The organism is Trinickia fusca (assembly GCF_003628145.1).
Taxonomy (GTDB): Bacteria; Pseudomonadota; Gammaproteobacteria; order Burkholderiales; family Burkholderiaceae; genus Trinickia; species Trinickia fusca.
On record NZ_RBZV01000023.1, the window covers coordinates 18606 to 34471 of the forward strand.

Below are 15866 nucleotides of genomic sequence, written 5' to 3' on the forward strand. Positions count from 1 at the left end.
CGGTCCAGGGCCGATTATCCCGTGGAGGCAACACCGGGGCAATATTCGGTGCGATGTCCTTGCAACTGCGGGTACGAAGGTGGGTAGACGAGAAGTCAAAATGCGGAGGGAGTACGATGTGTAACCCGGCCAGCTCGACGCTGGTCCGAACAAGTCTAGACAAAACAGGCAGGCACACCCGTCATGCTTCACCGTGAGCTCGACGGCCGCTGCCCCGGCAGATACCCCCCGTCAAAGCCGGACAGGGCGGGAGCGCCACCCGTTTTCCCCGGCGCGGCGGGGACGGCATTGGGCGGCGTGTTTCTCAGGCCCGGGGCCAGATAAACGAACTTCCACCCCGCATAGGTCTCTTCGCCCTCAAAGTCCTGGTATTGCCGCGGAAATCCCGCGCGCTTGATAGTGGCCGCTTCTGATCGGCTGAAGACACCGTAGAAACGATCGCCCCACATCATGAACACCCAATCGTTCTTGCCGGTGATCGGATCAGGATAGGCACGACGGAGGTGATGCATAGGTACGGGAAAGCGTGTGTCGTCGAGCAGGTCATCGACAGATGCAGGGTAAGCCCGGCCGACGCGGTAATACCGCAGAATCGCCAGCCGGTACTGGTTGCCAGCGAACAGCAGCTCCTTCTCCTGCTCGCGGTGCCGTTGCAGCGACCACACGTCGAGCGCGCCGGCCAAGGCGATCGACATCAGCATCAGCGCAATCAAAAGCGCCAGCAGCACCAGTCCGCCCTGACGCGCAGCACGCGGCGCCAAGCGCTGCCTCGCACCCACCTTCGCAGGCCCGGCGCTGCGCGAAGAGCAGGCGGCGACGCTCATTTGGCGGCCCCGTCCGCGCGCGGTGTTGCACCCTGCGGACTGCTCGCCGGCGCCACATCGTAGACGCCCGGCTTGGCTTCGTCCGGCGAAGCGATCACAGCCCATTTGTCATCGCCATTGACCGGATCGACGGGAACGGCGCGCAGGTAGTGCTTCGCCACCAGTTCGTCGAGCGTCTCGGGATACTGGCCGTTGTCCCCGTAGTACTGGTCGATCGCATTACGCATCACCGCGACGTTCTGCTGTCGGACCTGCGCCTTCCCGCGTTCGATGCTGTGCATATACCGCGGCGCCGCTATCGTCAGAAGCAGGCCGATGATGGCCATCACGACCACGAGTTCGATCAGCGTGAAGCCGCGGGTCTTGTGCGTGTGAGCGGGTTTCATGATGCGCCGTCACCATTGTTTGTACGGGATACCGTTGATGCCGACGCGATCGGACTTCGACGACACGTCAAACACATCCTTGTCAACCTGTTCGCTCCTGATGGTCGGGTCGCCGCCCGCCGCGCCATCCGGCGGCTCTCCATAGGCCCGCACGCTCCACGTATCCTCGGCAAGCGTGTCCGGGTCGCCGCTAAAGAATGGATCGCGCGGCACGTGACGCAGGAACATCAGCAGGCCGCCTTTCGGATCCTTGGCGTTCTTGACGCCCGTCACGAGCACGGTCAGCGTCGGCGGATAGCCGGACGCATCCGCTTCCTTGTCGATGAAACCGGTATCGCTCGCCTCCTTGTAGGCGTCGAGCGCGGTACGGATCTCGCGCAACGCGTCGCTCAGCTGCTGCTCCTTCTGACGCTGCACGATCATTTCCGAAAACGGCATGATCGCGAGCGCGAGAATGCCCACGAGCGCGAGCGTGATCACTAGCTCGATCAACGTAAATCCATGCTGATCGAGCTGGCCTGTGCCGCGCAAGCGCATCGCGCGCTTTCCGGTAGCCACGGCTCAATACCCGTTCTGGATCGGGCGAAGCGGGTTATCGCTCGGCATGGTGCCTGGCGGCATCTGCAGCGATGCCGGCGGCGCTGTCGGTGCGGCGGGCGGCGCCGAGGGTGCAGGCGTCGGTGTCGCAGTGGCCGCAGCGCCGGGCTCTGCTTCGCCGCCCGTCTGCTCCGCTGCCGAAGGTGTGGACGATGTGGCCGGTGCGGTCGGTGTCGGCGCGGCGCTCTGGCCAGACTGTCCTGCGGGAACAGGTTGCGACGCGGGCGATCTCGAGAAGCGTCCACCGTACGGTTCGGGCGGCGGCGTCGTGCGCGGCGCCGGCGCCATCTGCCCGAACGCGCCGTTCGACGGGGAGGGCAGTGCAGGAATCACCGCGGCACCCGCTGCCGCGGACGTGCCACCCGCGGCGGCGCCTACCGTGCCGCCGCCGACCATCCCGGGCATCTGTCTCGCCGCAGGCACCACGGACGTTTCCGTGCTCGCCATGACGGGATCCAGCCGGAGCTGGTTGGCCTGCACATTGACATCGGTGCCAGACCACACCTCCTGCGTGTCCGCATCGGCTGCAAGCTGCGGCCGGATGATGTGCGGCGTGATCTGCAACACGATCTCGGTCTTGGCGTGATCACCGTGGTGGTCGGAGAACAGCCTCCCCAGTACTGGCAACTGCCCGAGGCCAGGCACCTTGTCGGCAGTTCTGCGGTCCTCGTCCGAGATGAGGCCGCCGAGAATCTGGGTTTCACCATCCCGTAGGCGCAGACTCGTCGATGCGCTGCGTGTTCCGATCTGATAGGCGAGCGAATTCAAGCCCTGTGGATTGTTGCTCGAGATCGTATTCGTTATGTTGCTGACTTCGAGATTCAGCTGGATGCCGACGTCGCCGTCGCGATAGACCCGTGGCTCCACTTCGAGCTTGATGCCGACATCGAGGTACTGAATCATCTGCGTATAAGAGGGGCCGCTCGTGCTCGGCGTGCTGGAACTCGAAATCACCGGCACCTTGTCGCCGATCATGATCCGCGCCTTCTCCCGGTTGCGCGTCCTGATGCGCGGACTCGCAAGCAGATTCGCATCGGTATCGGTGAGCTTGAAGTTCGCCGTGGCCGAGAGGCTGCTGACATTCAGCGAATTCACCGGAAGATGATGCAGCAAGCCCCATGTATTCGCAGTACTCGGGGTCGACGCCGTGAACGAGTTCGGCCATTCGATGCCAAGATCGGAGAGGCGCTCGTGCGACACTTCCAGCACCTCGACTTCCATCATCACCTCGGGATCCGGCAGATCCTGCGCGGCGATCATCTCCTCGGCAACCTTGATCGTGTCCGGCGTGCCGCGAATGGTCACGGTATTCGCACGCTCGTCGATCACGACCTCCTTGATCTTCAGAATGCTCTTCAGCAACTGCTGGATTTGCTTGGCGTCGACGTTCGACAACTGAAACGTGCGTACCTTGAGTTCCTGATATTCGAGCTGCTTGGCAGGGGTTGCGGGGTAGATAAAAAGCGTAGTCGCGTTGAGCTGCTTCTTGTCGAGCTGATTCTGCATCAGGATCATGTCGACCGTGTCCTTCACCGACGCGTTCGTCACGAAGATCGTCGTCTTCAGATCGGCGCGGACGTCGCGGTCGAAGATCACGTTCAACCCCGTGGTGCGCGACAACGCTTCGAACACCATGCGCACGTTCGCGTCGCGAAACTGTAGTGTCACCGGCTTCTGCATGATCGACGAAGCAGCAAGCTGGTCATCCCGATCCGAACGTTGCTGCCTGAGCTTGCCGTCGAGTTCCTTTTGCATCTGCAGCGCGAGGGTGTTGGTCGGGCTCTCCACCAGCACGCGATGCACGTGATCAGCCGCCTGTTCATAAGAGCCGCGCTTCATCATGCGGTCGGCCTCCTGCAGGACGGCCAGATTCTTGCGGTCCTGATCGATCATCGCGCCGATCTTGCGTATACGCTCATTGGTCGGGTCGATCTCGTTCGCCATATGGAGTCTTTGGATCGCTTCGTCGAACTGGTAGTCCTGGCGGAATAGATCGGCCTGGTCGAGCAGCGCGTTGACTTTACTGTTGCGCTGGTTCAGATAGTCGACTTTCACCTGCGCGTTGGTCGGATCGTCATGAATGTTCGGGACGTGCATGCAGCCGCCGAAGGCGAACACCGACACGGCGATCGCAAGCGCAATCGCACGCCTTCTCGCGACCTGCGTCGTGCCTGAGCACGGGACATGGAACAGGATGATTGGCGTGAGGCGTGTTGATGGGCCGCTGTCCCCGTCGCGGCTCACCCCTCGTGTACGTGAGGTTTTCATTTACTGTCCTCTCGTGGAATGGATACCACCTGTCTTTCGTGCAGCGGCAGATAGGTCAGCACCACGTCCGACTCCGACACCGACTCGACGAGATACTGGCTATCGATCACATCGCCAGGCGACACGATCAGCAACTGTTCACCGTTGCTGAGAAAAACCTGCGGCTTGGCCGCCTTTGCGTCGAGTTCCCCCACGTAGGTAAAAGGCACGGGAGGCGCAGTGGGGGGAGCGGGCCGCACGGGTGCGGCCGGCACTTCGACAGGAGGCGGCGGCGGAAGCCATGAAGAAGCCGTGAATGGATCGTGGGCCGATTCGACGGAAAGCGGCGCGCGCAACGAGGCGAGCTTCTGGTGGGGCGTCGCTGCTGCCGCGGTGGTGGCCTTAACGGCGGCCGCACCATGCGTCGCAGAGGCTGGCGCCGCAGTCTTCGCGGCCGCCTCGCCCGTAGGTGACAGGAGCATGGGGTGCATGGCAACTGGCCGTGCGTGCGCGTCGTTGCGATGCTGGCTGTCGAGCACGGCGACGTGCACCGGCGTTTGTGGCGCCGCGACCAGCATGCGACACACTGCCCCGGCGGCCGCGAATCCGCAAAACGCCATCAGCACACGCATGGGCAGAGCGGGTTTCATGGCTGGGTGTTCCGGTAAATCAGTTCGAAGCGCACCCGCGCGTCGAGAATATTGCCGTCCACCGCGGGACGCTCGACATGGATTTCCCGTAGCGCGGCATTCGGCACGCTGTTGAGCACTGACGCAAGAAAATGCCGGATCGCACTGTACTGATCCTTGACGGGCAACATCACCTGATAGCGCGTGAAGCGCGCGCCCGCATCCGTGTTCACTTGATACTCGGCAGACCCGAGTGTCAGATTGCTGCCGTGCGCCTGTTCGAATATCGACGCGATATCGTCCGCGCTTTGCGAAAAGCGCGGGAACAGTTCCGGCAAGGTGTCGAGCGCTACCGCGTCCACCTCCACACTGCGCGTGTCGGCTGGATGATGCGTCTTTGCCGCCTGCGCCGCCTGTGTGACCTGGGCCGGATCCCGCATCTCCTTCGTATCGGCATTCACGCTGGAGATCTCGGCGCAGATGAGGGCAGCCGCGCCGATCATCAGGCCGCCGAGGAGTCCGGGCAGGCCGAACGAGCGCCGTAACTCGAACCGCAGTGTCAACAGCCTGTCCCGCAGTTGATCCGCTTTCATGACTTTCTCCAGACGGCGGTGATCTGGAAACGAACCGGCTTGCCCGGCACATTGGTCTCGACCAGGTGCTCGTTGAGCACGGCTTCGCGCAGCAGCACGCTTCGCTGCAGATATTTCAGGTAAGCGATCATCGCGTCGACGTTCTTCGCTTCGGCCGTGATGCGAATCTGGCTCTGTGCAGGGTTCTGGTCGATGCCGATCAGCGCGACATCATGGTCCGGATAATCTTCTACGATCGAAAAGAGGTCCTGCCACGGCACCGTCAGTTCGCGCAGTATCGACAGGCTTTGCTTTTCCGCCAGCTTGGCGACCGGTGTCTGCGGTGGCTTCGCCGCGTGTTTCTGCGCGAACGTCCGATGCCGGACCGCATCGAGTTCCGCCTGCACGCGATCGTTCTCGGCATACGCATGCCAAAGCCACGTGCTGCATGCGAGCAGCAATAGAGCGCCGGCGCACAGCAGGATCAAGCCGCTCGTCTCGGTGCGGACACGGCGCCTGCCGAAGTCGATTTCGAGGATCTGGATCATTGCGCATAGTCCATCAGTCGACGCGCGGGCGAGCTGTCCGTCGCCGGTTGTGGCGGACGCACTGCAGCCGCAAAACGTGCTTCGAAGGGCGCCGGGTCGGTGTCGTTCCCGAACAGATAGATCGTGCAGTCTTCCCGCTTGAGGCCCGCTCGAGTTGCCGAGCGTTCGAACAGTTGCTCTGCCAGTTCGGCAAGCCGCGACGCGTTGTCCGCATCGCCGGGAAAGAGGCGCTGCGCATCATAAGCAGCCCAGCCGCGCCGCTCGATCATCACGGCCTGCATCAACTCCTCGGCGACGAACATCAGTAGCGCGTCGCCGCCCGCCACGATATCGATGCGATTGAGCATTTCCGGAAGACCCAGTTTCAAGCTGGAAATCCGGACATGCCCGGAGGCGCTCACTTCATGAATGCCGTCATGAAGCGCGCGGGACATGGCGCTCGCAAACAGCGCACGGCCGCCCTGCTGCACGCAGAAGCGCACCAGCAGCGATTCGCCGTCAATCCCATAGGTATCGGTGAAATGGGCCAGTGCGATCTCTTCGAGTTCGCGCGCTCGCAGTGTGCGAAAGTCGCCGCGCAATATCGCGTGATTGCCCCAGAAATCGTCCAGCACCACGTTTGCGTTGCGCGTCGACGACTTCGCCTCGCGGGGCGCTTTCTCATCTGCATCATCGGCATCGGCATCGGCATCGGCGCCGGGTGTGGTGACGAGCGCCGTGCGCAGCGCGTCGAGCAGACCCGACTCGGTGCCGTAGTGGTCATCGGGAATCGTGAAGCGGGCCGGCTCCGCGGACGGCTGGTGTTGGCGCGTGCGCCATAGTCCGGGCGCGCTTACTCCGACGACGATCTCGCGTGTACCGACTCCGATCGCAACCGAACTATTCAACCATCGTGACACGGTTGATCTCCTCGAGTGTCGTTTCGCCGCGCTTTACTAGCTCGACCGCGGCGACGCGCAGCGTCTGCATGCCGTAGCGCATCGCCGCAGCCTTGATGTGCCCGAGTGGCGCGCGCTCCGACAGCAGTTGCCGCAGCTCGTCGTTCATGCGCAGCGCCTCGGCGATCGCGCGCCGTCCGCGATACCCGCTGCCACGGCATGCGGCACAGCCGGCGCCGCGGCGAAAGCGGTAGCTGCCTGCTGCGTCCGGGTCGATGCCCGAGCGGATGAGCGTCTCCTTGTCGATCGTGTCTTCGGTCATGCAGTCCGGGCAGCATTGCCGCAACAGGCGCTGTGCCACCACGCCATTGAGCGCGGAAACGAAGCTGTACGGATCGACCTCCATGTTGGTGAAGCGGCCGATCACGTCGAACACGTTGTTCGCGTGGACGGTCGTGAACACCTGGTGCCCGGTCAGCGCAGCCTGCACGGCGATCTGCGCCGTTTCCGGATCGCGGATTTCTCCGACCATGATCTTGTCCGGGTCGTGCCGGAGAATCGAGCGCAGTCCGCGTGCGAACGTGAGTCCCTTCGCTTCGTTGACGGGGATCTGGAGGATCTCCCCCAGCTGGTATTCGACCGGATCCTCGATCGTCACGATCTTCTCGAGGCCGTTGTTGATTTCCGTCAGAATCGCGTAGAGCGTCGTCGTCTTGCCGCTGCCGGTCGGCCCCGTGACGAGCAACATCCCGTACGGCATCGATGCGATCGCGCGCATGAAGCGCGTGTCGCCCTCCTGAAAGCCGAGGGCCTCGAGCGTCAGACCGCTTGCGGATTGCGAAAGCTGATAGCGGTCGAGGATCCGCAGCACCGCGTCCTCGCCGAACTGGTTCGGCATGATCGACACGCGGAAGTCGATTTCACGCCCCGCGTACTGCGCCTTGAAACGGCCATCCTGAGGCACGCGCCGCTCTGCGATATCGAGCTCGGAGATCACTTTCACGCGCGAGAGCACCTGGTCCGCGACATCGCGACCCTCGGCACGGCCGACCACGGTGAGCACGCCATCCACGCGGCACTTGATCATCAACCCATTCGCACGGCATTCGAGGTGAATGTCGCTCGCCATCATCTTGAGCGCGTCGTAGATCGTCGAGTTGAGCAGCCTGACGACAGGACTGTCGTCGCTGCTGATGCCCTGCAGCGTCAACGCCAGCGAGGCCGGATCGACCGTGTTCTGGATCGGGTCGTCGAACGCGAGGGAGTCCATCGCGCGAACATCCTTTTCGCGCACGGCCAGATATGCATTGACGTCTCCTGCGCTGGCGAGCGCCCAGCTATACGGGACGCTAGGCTGCGAGCGCATCCGATGCTCGACCCAGCCGCGCGTGCGTGCATCGAGCGGATCGGCGATCACGAACAGCAGCCCATTGGCATCGTTTGGATCGTGGAAACACACGCAGAGGCGCGTCGTCGCGTCGACGAACGAAATCACTTCGAAATCCGGTTCGAGCTGATTCAGCTCGCGCATACCGATCGACTTCATCCGGAATTGCGCAGCCAGTTGCACGCGCAGTTCGTCCGCGCTGAGCGAGGTCTGGGCCATCAGCTCCTCGAGGGCGCGGATTCCCGAACCATGCCGCTCGCCGAGCGCTCTCAGCGCGTCGCGCAGATCCGCGCGCGCTTCGGCTTGAAGGCCTTCCGGTAGGGTGATGACGGTATCCACGCGCGTCCCCCGATACGTTCTACTGAATGCTCGACGCGATTTCGAAGATCGGCATGTACATCAGCACGACGATGCCGCCTATCACCACGCCAATGAAGATCATCATCGCGGGCTCGATCAGTCGCGAAATCAGATCGATCGTGCGCGACACCTGCGCCTCCTGGAAGGCCGCAATCCGATCGAGCACCGGGCCGAGCCCCCCCGTCTTCTCCGCTACCGTCAACAGACGGTACGCGATGGTGTTGGCGAGCCCCGCTGCCTGAAACGCATCCGAGACCTTCGCGCCGTTGCGCACCTGCTGCAGCGCGCTGGCGAGCGCAACCTGGTCCGCGCGTCCGACCAGGCCTCGCGCAAGGTCGAAAGCCTTCACTGCGGGGATGCCGCCGTCGACGAGCATGGCCGTCGTGCGGTAGAACTGCGACTGGCGAAAAACACGGAAGTGTCGTCCGATACCGGGCAGCGCCAGCAAGCGATCGGCGATCCAGTTCCGCACGAACGAGCGGCGCAACGCGAAGCCTGTCGCCGCGGCCAGCACCGCGAGGCCGAGGGTCAGCTCGGACCCGTGCGCGTGCACCATGCCGCCCCAGGCCATCAGCAGGCGCGATAGCAGCGGCAGCTCGCGCCCGCTGTGCTCCAGCAGGCTGGCGAAGCGCGGTACAACGAACCCGAGCAGGAACAGGACGACGGCCGCGCCGACGAGCAGCAGGACCGTCGGATAGATCGCCGCCGACACCACCCTTGCACGCAGCTCATGGAGTGTCGCGCTGTTGCGCGAGTAACGTGTGAGGCTGTCGGCGAGACCGCCGGTCTGCTCGCTCGCCTTCACGCACGCAACCAGCACCGGCGGGAATATATGGCTTGCGTGCTCGAGCGCCGCGGACAGCGATTGTCCTTCTTCAAGTTGGCGCAAGAGGTCGCGATACACTTGCGCCGACGTCTCCCGGTGTTCATTGCCGCCAAGCGTGCGCAATGCATCGACGACACCCACGCCCGCGTCGAGCAGCGCGGCGAGCTCGCGGGCAAAGAGTTCGACGTTGAACCGGGCGCGGCGTATCCCGAGTCGGTTCACACGATGCCGCTGCCGGCCGCCGTCGGCGCGAACCGACACGACGCGCAGGCCGCGGGCGCGCGCGAGCGCCGTGGCGGTCGTCGACGAATCGCTGTCGATGCGAAGCGTCTGGACCGAGCCATTCGTATCGAAGACACGCAGCACATACTTCACGTCGACTCTCCTTGCAGAGCACCCACCACCGGCGCGGCCGCGCCATGCATCCCTACCATGACGAGATCGTGACGTTCTCGCCCGAGCCGTCGCCGCGCCCGTTCTTGCCAAGCGAATACAGGTCGTAGTCCCCGTGGTCACCCGGCGAGCGGTACTGATACGGGCGATCCCACGGATCCTCCGGCACCGCCTTCTGCAGATACGGGCCGCTCCAGTGGGTGGCATTCTGCGGCTTGGCCACGAGCGCCTCCAGACCCTCTTCGGTCGTCGGATACACGCCGACATCCAGTCGATATTGATCGAGCGCCTGGCCGAGCGACACGATTTGCGCACGCGCGATCTTGACGTTCGACTTGCCGACTTGTTCGAAATATCGGGGGGCGACGAGACCGGCCAGCAATCCGATGATGACCATCACGACGAGCAGCTCGAGCAGCGTGAAGCCGCGGCTCGCACGCGCGCGTGCAGCAAGGCCGACGTCATGCCATGACGGCTCTGACTCGCTCTCCTGCATGCCGCGTTGGATAGAGGTCGATTCGCTATGCACGGCTTCCCCCCGTATCGACTCACCGCTTCAGCATCGCTGAAGCTGTTGAATGCATTCTTGTTCAGGTCGATACGGCCAAGAAGTAGGGAGTGCCGTCCAAAGACATGGGTAAAGACCCTCCAGTTGCAGCGTCCCCGTCTGGAGGGATTTCACATATGCTCGTCGTCGGGCAACGTCAGCACGCCCATGTCGATCGCTAGACGCACGAGGCCGCTCAGATTCCGGATGCCGAGCTTGCGCATCAGGTTCGCCCGGTGCTTTTCTATGGTTTTCGGGCTGAGACTCAGGCACTCGCCAACCTGCCGGTTGGTGTGTCCCTCGACGACCAGCCTGAGTACGGTACGCTCGCGGCCAGTCAACGCGTTCCACAACTTCGCCCTGCGCGCGATGTCCTCCCGTGATCCGTGCGCGTCTGCGCAGATCCGGTTGGCATCGGCACCGGCCATGCGTTTGCCCTGCATCACGAAACGCATCTCCCGGACCAGCTGGTCGAACGATGCGTCCTTGACCATGTATCCGTCGGCACCGGCGGCAAACGCCTCCCGTACATGGTCTTCGCTCCAATGAACGGTCAGGACGATGATCCGTATGCGCGGGGCGTCGCGCTTGATGGCGGTGATCGCCTCGAAGCCGCTGCCACCCGGCATCGTCAGATCCATCAAGATCAGATCGGGCTGCGTCTCCCCGGCGAGGCGATGCGCTTCGATCCCGCCGCTCGCCTCGCCGACGATGCAGTAGTCGTCCAGTTCGGAAACCATGCGGCAAAGGCCGCTGCGCAATAGATGCTGGTCCTCGGCAATCAGCACGCGATGTTTTATTCCCAATTTCGTCGCTCCTTGCTGGACGCTGCGCGCCCAGGGCCTAGTCAGAAGCGACCACGTCGTGATAGGCGGCGAGCAGTTCCGACGGTGTGGCGAAGCCGTCGATGCGCAACCAGGGCTTGCCGGGCGCGGCGCGCAGGAACGTAACCGGCGTGTGGTTCATCTTGTCGCCCCGATAGACGTTGAACGCGCGCTGTGCCGCCATGCTCGCCTCGACCGTGCCGGTATAGTGCTGCCATTCGGGGCCTGCTTCGAACCTGGCCGCATAGGCTTTGAGCCGGGCAGGCGTGTCCTCTTCCGGATCGATCGAGATCGACACGATGTGGACTTTGCCCCGGTCGCTGCCCAGATCGCTTTGCAATTTCTCGAGCGTCTGGCTGATCATCGGGCAGATGGTCGTGCAGGTGGTGTAGATGAACGTCAGGATCACTGGCCGGCCATCGTTCAGCTCGTCGACCAGCGAGACGGCCTTGCCGTCATCGCGCACGAGTTCGACCGAGGGCAGCGTGTACTGGGCCGTCGTGCGCGTCGTCATGCCCGCCATCATGTGATGATGCATGTGAGGATCGGCAACGGCCGCGGCGTCCTCGGCAGGTGCGCACCATGCCGCCGTTGCCGCGAGCGCGGCGCCCGTCAGCACGAACGCGCCGATCCTCGATTTTGCAGTTCTGTTCATACCGGTCTCCAGAAACGAGAAGAAAGGTCTCGCTGCGCGATGCGAAGGCGCGCGGCGCTGTCGCCCTCTCGCCACTGCAGTGTCATGAATTTGCCGGCACGCGTCATTGGATGAGGGACCCCAAACGACGGTAGGGTATGCCCGCTTGATGGAAAGCCCGCACTGCGCAACCGGGATGTCCCCACACCGCGACCCTATCAATCCCCCGTTGTGGCGTGCCTGAATCGCGGCCTACAATCCCGGAAGCCTTACGATTTTCTTATGTGGACCCATCGGGATGCTCCAATGGATGAAAGCCAGCCAGGGGGACCGCAGGTAAGATTGCTCGATCTGATCGAAGCAATGCGCAAGCTTCGTAGCGGGGCCCAACCCAGCCAACCCGACGCCTGCGTCGTCACCGACCCGCACGGAGCAGCGCTCGCGATTCTCACGCCCGATGGGACTTTCGTGTCGGCAAACCGCAGCGCCGCAGCGCTGCTCGGCTATTCGAGCGCCGAGCTCGTCGGCAAGCGCCTCGTCGACCTTGCGCCCGACGACTTTCGCGCCGCACTGGCAGGCGAATTGTCCGCGAGCGCGGTTCGCGAGTTTCATTCGTTCGGTGCGGTGCTCAGCGGCCGGGCGGGCCGTCCAATGCGGCTTGCGCTGCATCAACAACGCTTGGCCGGGAGGCAGACGGATTCGATCGTCTTGCTGACGCTGTTCGAAGAGCTGCTGATCGTCGAGCCCAGGCTCGCCGACCCGGCTGAACTGGTCGATGCAAGCGAGCGGTTGTGCCAGACGTATCTGATGCTGGGCCAGCAGCAGGAACGCCAGCGTCTTGCGGCGGAGTTGCACGATGGCCTCGGCCAGGCATTGACCCTCGTCAAGCTGATGACGGAGGACGCACTGATGCGCATACGCCGCGGGCAGGTCGGCGATGCGGCGAAACTGCTCGATGCGACCGTGTTCAGAGTTCGCGAAACGATCGGCGAGGTGCGGCAGATATGCGCCGAACTGCGGCCGATCATGTTGGACAAGCTGGGGTTGCCTGCGGCATTGGATTCGCTGTGCCGGCGCATCGAGCACGGCACGGAAGCGATGTCGGTCGTGTTCGACTGCGATGTCGCGGATGAGGACGTGCCTGAGCATCTGAAGCCGGACATGTTCAGAGTGGCTCAGGAGGCGCTGAACAACGCCGTCAAGCATGCCGAGGCTACGGAAATCTCCCTCAGCCTGCGGCGTGATGCGGGCGGCTTGCGGTTGACGATTCAGGACAACGGCATCGGCTATGAGAGCCATCCGCTTGCCACAGAAGATGCGTATACGACCGGGTTGGGCCTGATCGGCATGCAGCACCGCGTCGAGATGCATGGCGGCGCGTTCTCGATCGAGTCATCCGCCACCACGGGTACCCGCGTCTGCGCGACCTGGATGCTCTAGGGCCCGTTCACGCCAATAACAGGCCCTCGCACTGTCCTCGTCGCGCTCAAGGTCCCGCATCGCCGAGCCTGTATTCGGGCAGCTCGCCCCCCGGGCTGGAGCCGGGCGCCGGATTGGAGCGTTTCGGCAAGTGCTCATCGTCCACGTTCGGCTCAGCACACTTGGCGGCGAGCGAGGTCAGCAGGCCCATGTTCATCGCGACGAGAACCAGTTCCGTCAGATTGGCGATATGGAGCTTGTGCATCATGCTGGCGCGATACTTCTCGATCGTCTTCGGACTCAGGTTCAGGTATTGCCCGACCTGCCGGTTGGTGCGTCCTTCCGCGATCAGCTTCAGCACGCTGCGCTCGCGCGCCGTCAGCACGTCCCAGGCATGCTTCGGTGCGGGCGCTTCGCGGCCGCTGACGAACGAGTCGACCATGTACCCGTACACGTCTGCGCTCAGATGTTTCTTTCCCTGCATGACGGAGCGCATCGCGACCAGCAGCTCGTCGAACGATACGTCCTTCAGCACGTAGCCGTCGACGCCGGCACGCAGCGCTTCCCGCACATACTCCTCGTTTTGATGCACCGTGAGCGCAATGATCCGCACGCTCGGCGATCGCCGTTTGATCGTCGCGCTGGCATCGATGCCATTCATCCCCCGCATCGACAGATCCATCAGGATCAGATCAGGGGTGAGCGCCATCGCCTGCTGGCAGGCTTCCTTGCCGTCTCTTGCTTCGCCGACGACGTCGTAGTCGCCTTGCGCACACAGCATCGAACGTAGTCCATTTCGCAGCAGATCGTGGTCCTCTGCGATTACAACGCGATATTTGATATTCACGTCTTTCCCCCAGCTCCACCGCTCCCGGTCGCGACGATCGGCTCAACGATTTGACGCTATTCCTGCCGTTCGTAAAGCCTTCACTTTTGTTTTTTAATCCCTAAGTGTTTGCTTCACGTTTCCGTCGAACGACTGCGGTGCGTCTGCCATTCGCAAGGTTCACGCCGCCTCTCTGCAAGCGAGCAACGGCGCGTGTCTCCGCATTTCCGGATATTTCGGGAGCGCACCGGATGTCGAAAAATGTTTCAAATTTGAATTCTTTTGATTGTTACCGAGGATTAGTGTCGCTACCGATGGCGTGAAAATCACTCGCTTTTGCTCGCCAGAGGGAAATGAATTCGTGACGATGCAGCGAGGTGAGAATAGTTCGGTCGTGGCACTTGATGGTTGATTTATTACCGTTAATTTCAGCGTATTACCGTCCGTTACGGACGTAAAGTTTCTGTACTGGGCAACGCGGTAGCCATTTCACGCCTCAAAGTGTAGGGAGGCGCCCCATTGCTGATCCGTTTTTTCTTACACCACAATTCAGGTGCAGGAGAACACGAAGATGCATTGCCGCCCGTCATCCAGGTTGGGAAACGCGATCGTTGCCGCATTCGCGATGCTCGGCGCGGTGTTGCCGGGAACTGCGCTCGCACAGATATTTGGCGGCGTCGACAGCAACGGGGCAATCGTTCTCACGAACATGCCGGGCAAGCCCGGATTGAAGGTCATCGTTGCGGACCACCCGCCAGGCGAACCTGGCGCGAAGCGCACGTCCCGCAAGTCAGCCGGCAGCGCTCAGCGCTCCTTGTTCGCCGATGTGATCGATGAGGCCAGTCGCTCCTTTCGCGTTCAGTCCGAACTCCTTCGTGCGGTAATCGACGTCGAATCGGGATACAACCCGAAGGCCGTGTCGGACAAAGGTGCGCTGGGACTGATGCAGTTGATGCCGGATACCGCCCGGCGCTTCTCGGAAGGCGACATGCTCAATCCACGAGACAACGTGTTGGCCGGCGCACGCTATCTGCGATTCCTCCTCGATCTGTTCAAGGGCGATGTAGAGCTCACGCTGGCCGCTTACAGCGCCGGAGAGAATGCCGTGATTCGCGCCGGCTATCACATACCGCCGCTGCCGGAAACACGTCTGTACGTTCCGCGCGTGCTCGCGCGTTACAGGCAGCTTCTCGCGTCCAGTTGAGCACTTCACGGAAACGCGGGAATGGTCGGGTCCGTTCCAGCGATGTGCGCTTCCGCGTGATGAGTCTTGATCATCTGTTCGATCTCTTCCACGCGGTCCTTCGGAACGTCGATCATCATCAGAAGCTCGCCCCGATGGATCCCTTTTTCGAAGCGCTTCAATCGCGTGTTCGGCACACCGACGCCGATCATCGAGGCCGTCCATGCGCCGAATCCCGCGCCTGAAAGCGTGATGGTCACCACAGCACCGCCAGCGATCGTGAGGTCCTCGGGCGGAAAAACGAGTGCAATCAGCGCCATCAACATCCCGGTCGCGCAGCCCGCTACTGTGCCTCGCGCCAGCGACGGCAGCAGGTCGCTGCGTTGCGCGAGCGAGGCTTGCGGCAGGCCAACGATTGACACCTTCTCGTTGGCGATGACATGCATATGCCGCCACTCGACTCGCTGCAACAGCAGTTCGTCGACGATCGCCCGCGCACACTGTGTGGAGGGCAACAGAAAATACATGCGTCTCATGTCGGTTACTCCAACTTTGCATGGGGCTCGCACCGAGCCCCGTGATTGCATTCTTGTCCGGGCGCAAGCAGGCTTGAAGTAGGGCGGCTAGCCGAAATGCATGGGTCGAGACCCGTAGATATCCTTTCGTTATCCTCACAGGCTGCCGTAGCTATGCAGCCCCGACAGGAACATGTTCACGCCGAGGAAAGCAAACGTCGTCACGAGCAGGCCCGTGAGCGCCCACCAAGCTGCAACGGTGCCGCGCAGC

The 15866-nt window shown here is 62.7% G+C and carries 17 protein-coding genes; 2 read left to right on the forward strand and 15 right to left on the reverse strand.

Features of this window, described 5'->3' with window-relative positions:
* Positions 1–188: 188 nt before the first annotated feature.
* The 13 genes from D7S89_RS26445 to D7S89_RS26505 all read right to left on the reverse strand — a co-directional run bounded on the left by D7S89_RS26445 (position 189) and on the right by D7S89_RS26505 (position 11673).
* Positions 189–824, reverse strand: coding sequence for a type II secretion system protein (locus D7S89_RS26445; protein WP_342766939.1), 636 nt, complete (start codon positions 822–824; stop codon positions 189–191).
* Positions 821–1210 (reverse strand): type II secretion system protein, encoded by a 390-nt coding sequence (locus tag D7S89_RS26450; RefSeq protein ID WP_121281842.1) that lies wholly within the window; start codon positions 1208–1210, stop codon positions 821–823. Before D7S89_RS26450 ends, D7S89_RS26445 begins: the two co-directional genes overlap by 4 nt.
* Before the next feature lie 9 nt (positions 1211–1219).
* Positions 1220–1747: a type II secretion system protein gene (locus D7S89_RS26455; protein ID WP_121281843.1), complete on the reverse strand. Its 528-nt coding sequence runs from the start codon at positions 1745–1747 to the stop codon at positions 1220–1222.
* A gap of 24 nt (positions 1748–1771) precedes the next feature.
* The gene (locus D7S89_RS26460; protein ID WP_121281844.1) at positions 1772–4075 is read right to left on the reverse strand and encodes a type IV pilus secretin PilQ; all 2304 of its coding nucleotides are present in this window, start codon (positions 4073–4075) and stop codon (positions 1772–1774) included.
* Complete coding sequence (locus D7S89_RS26465) at positions 4072–4704, reverse strand: hypothetical protein (protein WP_121281845.1); 633 nt, start codon at positions 4702–4704, stop codon at positions 4072–4074. The genes D7S89_RS26460 and D7S89_RS26465 overlap by 4 nt, the downstream gene beginning before the upstream one ends.
* Entirely contained in the window at positions 4701–5276 is a 576-nt protein-coding gene (locus D7S89_RS26470; RefSeq protein ID WP_121281846.1) for a hypothetical protein, read from the reverse strand. Before D7S89_RS26470 ends, D7S89_RS26465 begins: the two co-directional genes overlap by 4 nt.
* Entirely contained in the window at positions 5273–5803 is a 531-nt protein-coding gene (locus D7S89_RS26475) for a hypothetical protein (RefSeq protein ID WP_121281847.1), read from the reverse strand. The genes D7S89_RS26470 and D7S89_RS26475 overlap by 4 nt, the downstream gene beginning before the upstream one ends.
* Entirely contained in the window at positions 5800–6702 is a 903-nt protein-coding gene (locus tag D7S89_RS26480) for a hypothetical protein (RefSeq protein WP_183085356.1), read from the reverse strand. The genes D7S89_RS26475 and D7S89_RS26480 overlap by 4 nt, the downstream gene beginning before the upstream one ends.
* Complete coding sequence (locus tag D7S89_RS26485; protein ID WP_121281849.1) at positions 6683–8407, reverse strand: GspE/PulE family protein; 1725 nt, start codon at positions 8405–8407, stop codon at positions 6683–6685. Before D7S89_RS26485 ends, D7S89_RS26480 begins: the two co-directional genes overlap by 20 nt.
* A gap of 19 nt (positions 8408–8426) precedes the next feature.
* The gene (locus D7S89_RS26490) at positions 8427–9629 is read right to left on the reverse strand and encodes a type II secretion system F family protein (protein ID WP_121281850.1); all 1203 of its coding nucleotides are present in this window, start codon (positions 9627–9629) and stop codon (positions 8427–8429) included.
* Positions 9630–9681: 52 nt separating this feature from the next.
* A complete protein-coding gene (gspG, locus tag D7S89_RS26495) occupies positions 9682–10143 on the reverse strand; it encodes a type II secretion system major pseudopilin GspG (protein WP_121281851.1) in 462 nt (153 codons plus the stop codon).
* A 182-nt stretch (positions 10144–10325) separates the two neighbouring features.
* Positions 10326–10982, reverse strand: coding sequence for a response regulator (locus tag D7S89_RS26500; protein WP_121281852.1), 657 nt, complete (start codon positions 10980–10982; stop codon positions 10326–10328).
* Positions 10983–11037: 55 nt separating this feature from the next.
* Positions 11038–11673 carry an SCO family protein gene (locus D7S89_RS26505; protein ID WP_121281853.1) on the reverse strand — a complete coding sequence of 212 codons (636 nt, stop codon included), beginning with the start codon at positions 11671–11673 and terminating at the stop codon, positions 11038–11040.
* Positions 11674–11958: 285 nt separating this feature from the next.
* Between D7S89_RS26505 and D7S89_RS26510 the strand changes: the two genes are divergently transcribed.
* Complete coding sequence (locus D7S89_RS26510) at positions 11959–13092, forward strand: sensor histidine kinase (RefSeq protein WP_121281854.1); 1134 nt, start codon at positions 11959–11961, stop codon at positions 13090–13092.
* Between the two features lie 46 nt (positions 13093–13138).
* Here D7S89_RS26510 and D7S89_RS26515 read toward each other — a convergent pair whose 3' ends face one another.
* Positions 13139–13918: a response regulator gene (locus D7S89_RS26515; RefSeq protein ID WP_245983339.1), complete on the reverse strand. Its 780-nt coding sequence runs from the start codon at positions 13916–13918 to the stop codon at positions 13139–13141.
* Positions 13919–14468: 550 nt separating this feature from the next.
* Between D7S89_RS26515 and D7S89_RS26520 the strand changes: the two genes are divergently transcribed.
* The gene (locus D7S89_RS26520; RefSeq protein WP_121281859.1) at positions 14469–15101 is read left to right on the forward strand and encodes a lytic transglycosylase domain-containing protein; all 633 of its coding nucleotides are present in this window, start codon (positions 14469–14471) and stop codon (positions 15099–15101) included.
* 5 nt (positions 15102–15106) lie between these two features.
* Here D7S89_RS26520 and D7S89_RS26525 read toward each other — a convergent pair whose 3' ends face one another.
* A complete protein-coding gene (locus D7S89_RS26525) occupies positions 15107–15616 on the reverse strand; it encodes a DUF1269 domain-containing protein (RefSeq protein WP_121281855.1) in 510 nt (169 codons plus the stop codon).
* Positions 15617–15866: the final 250 nt, after the last annotated feature.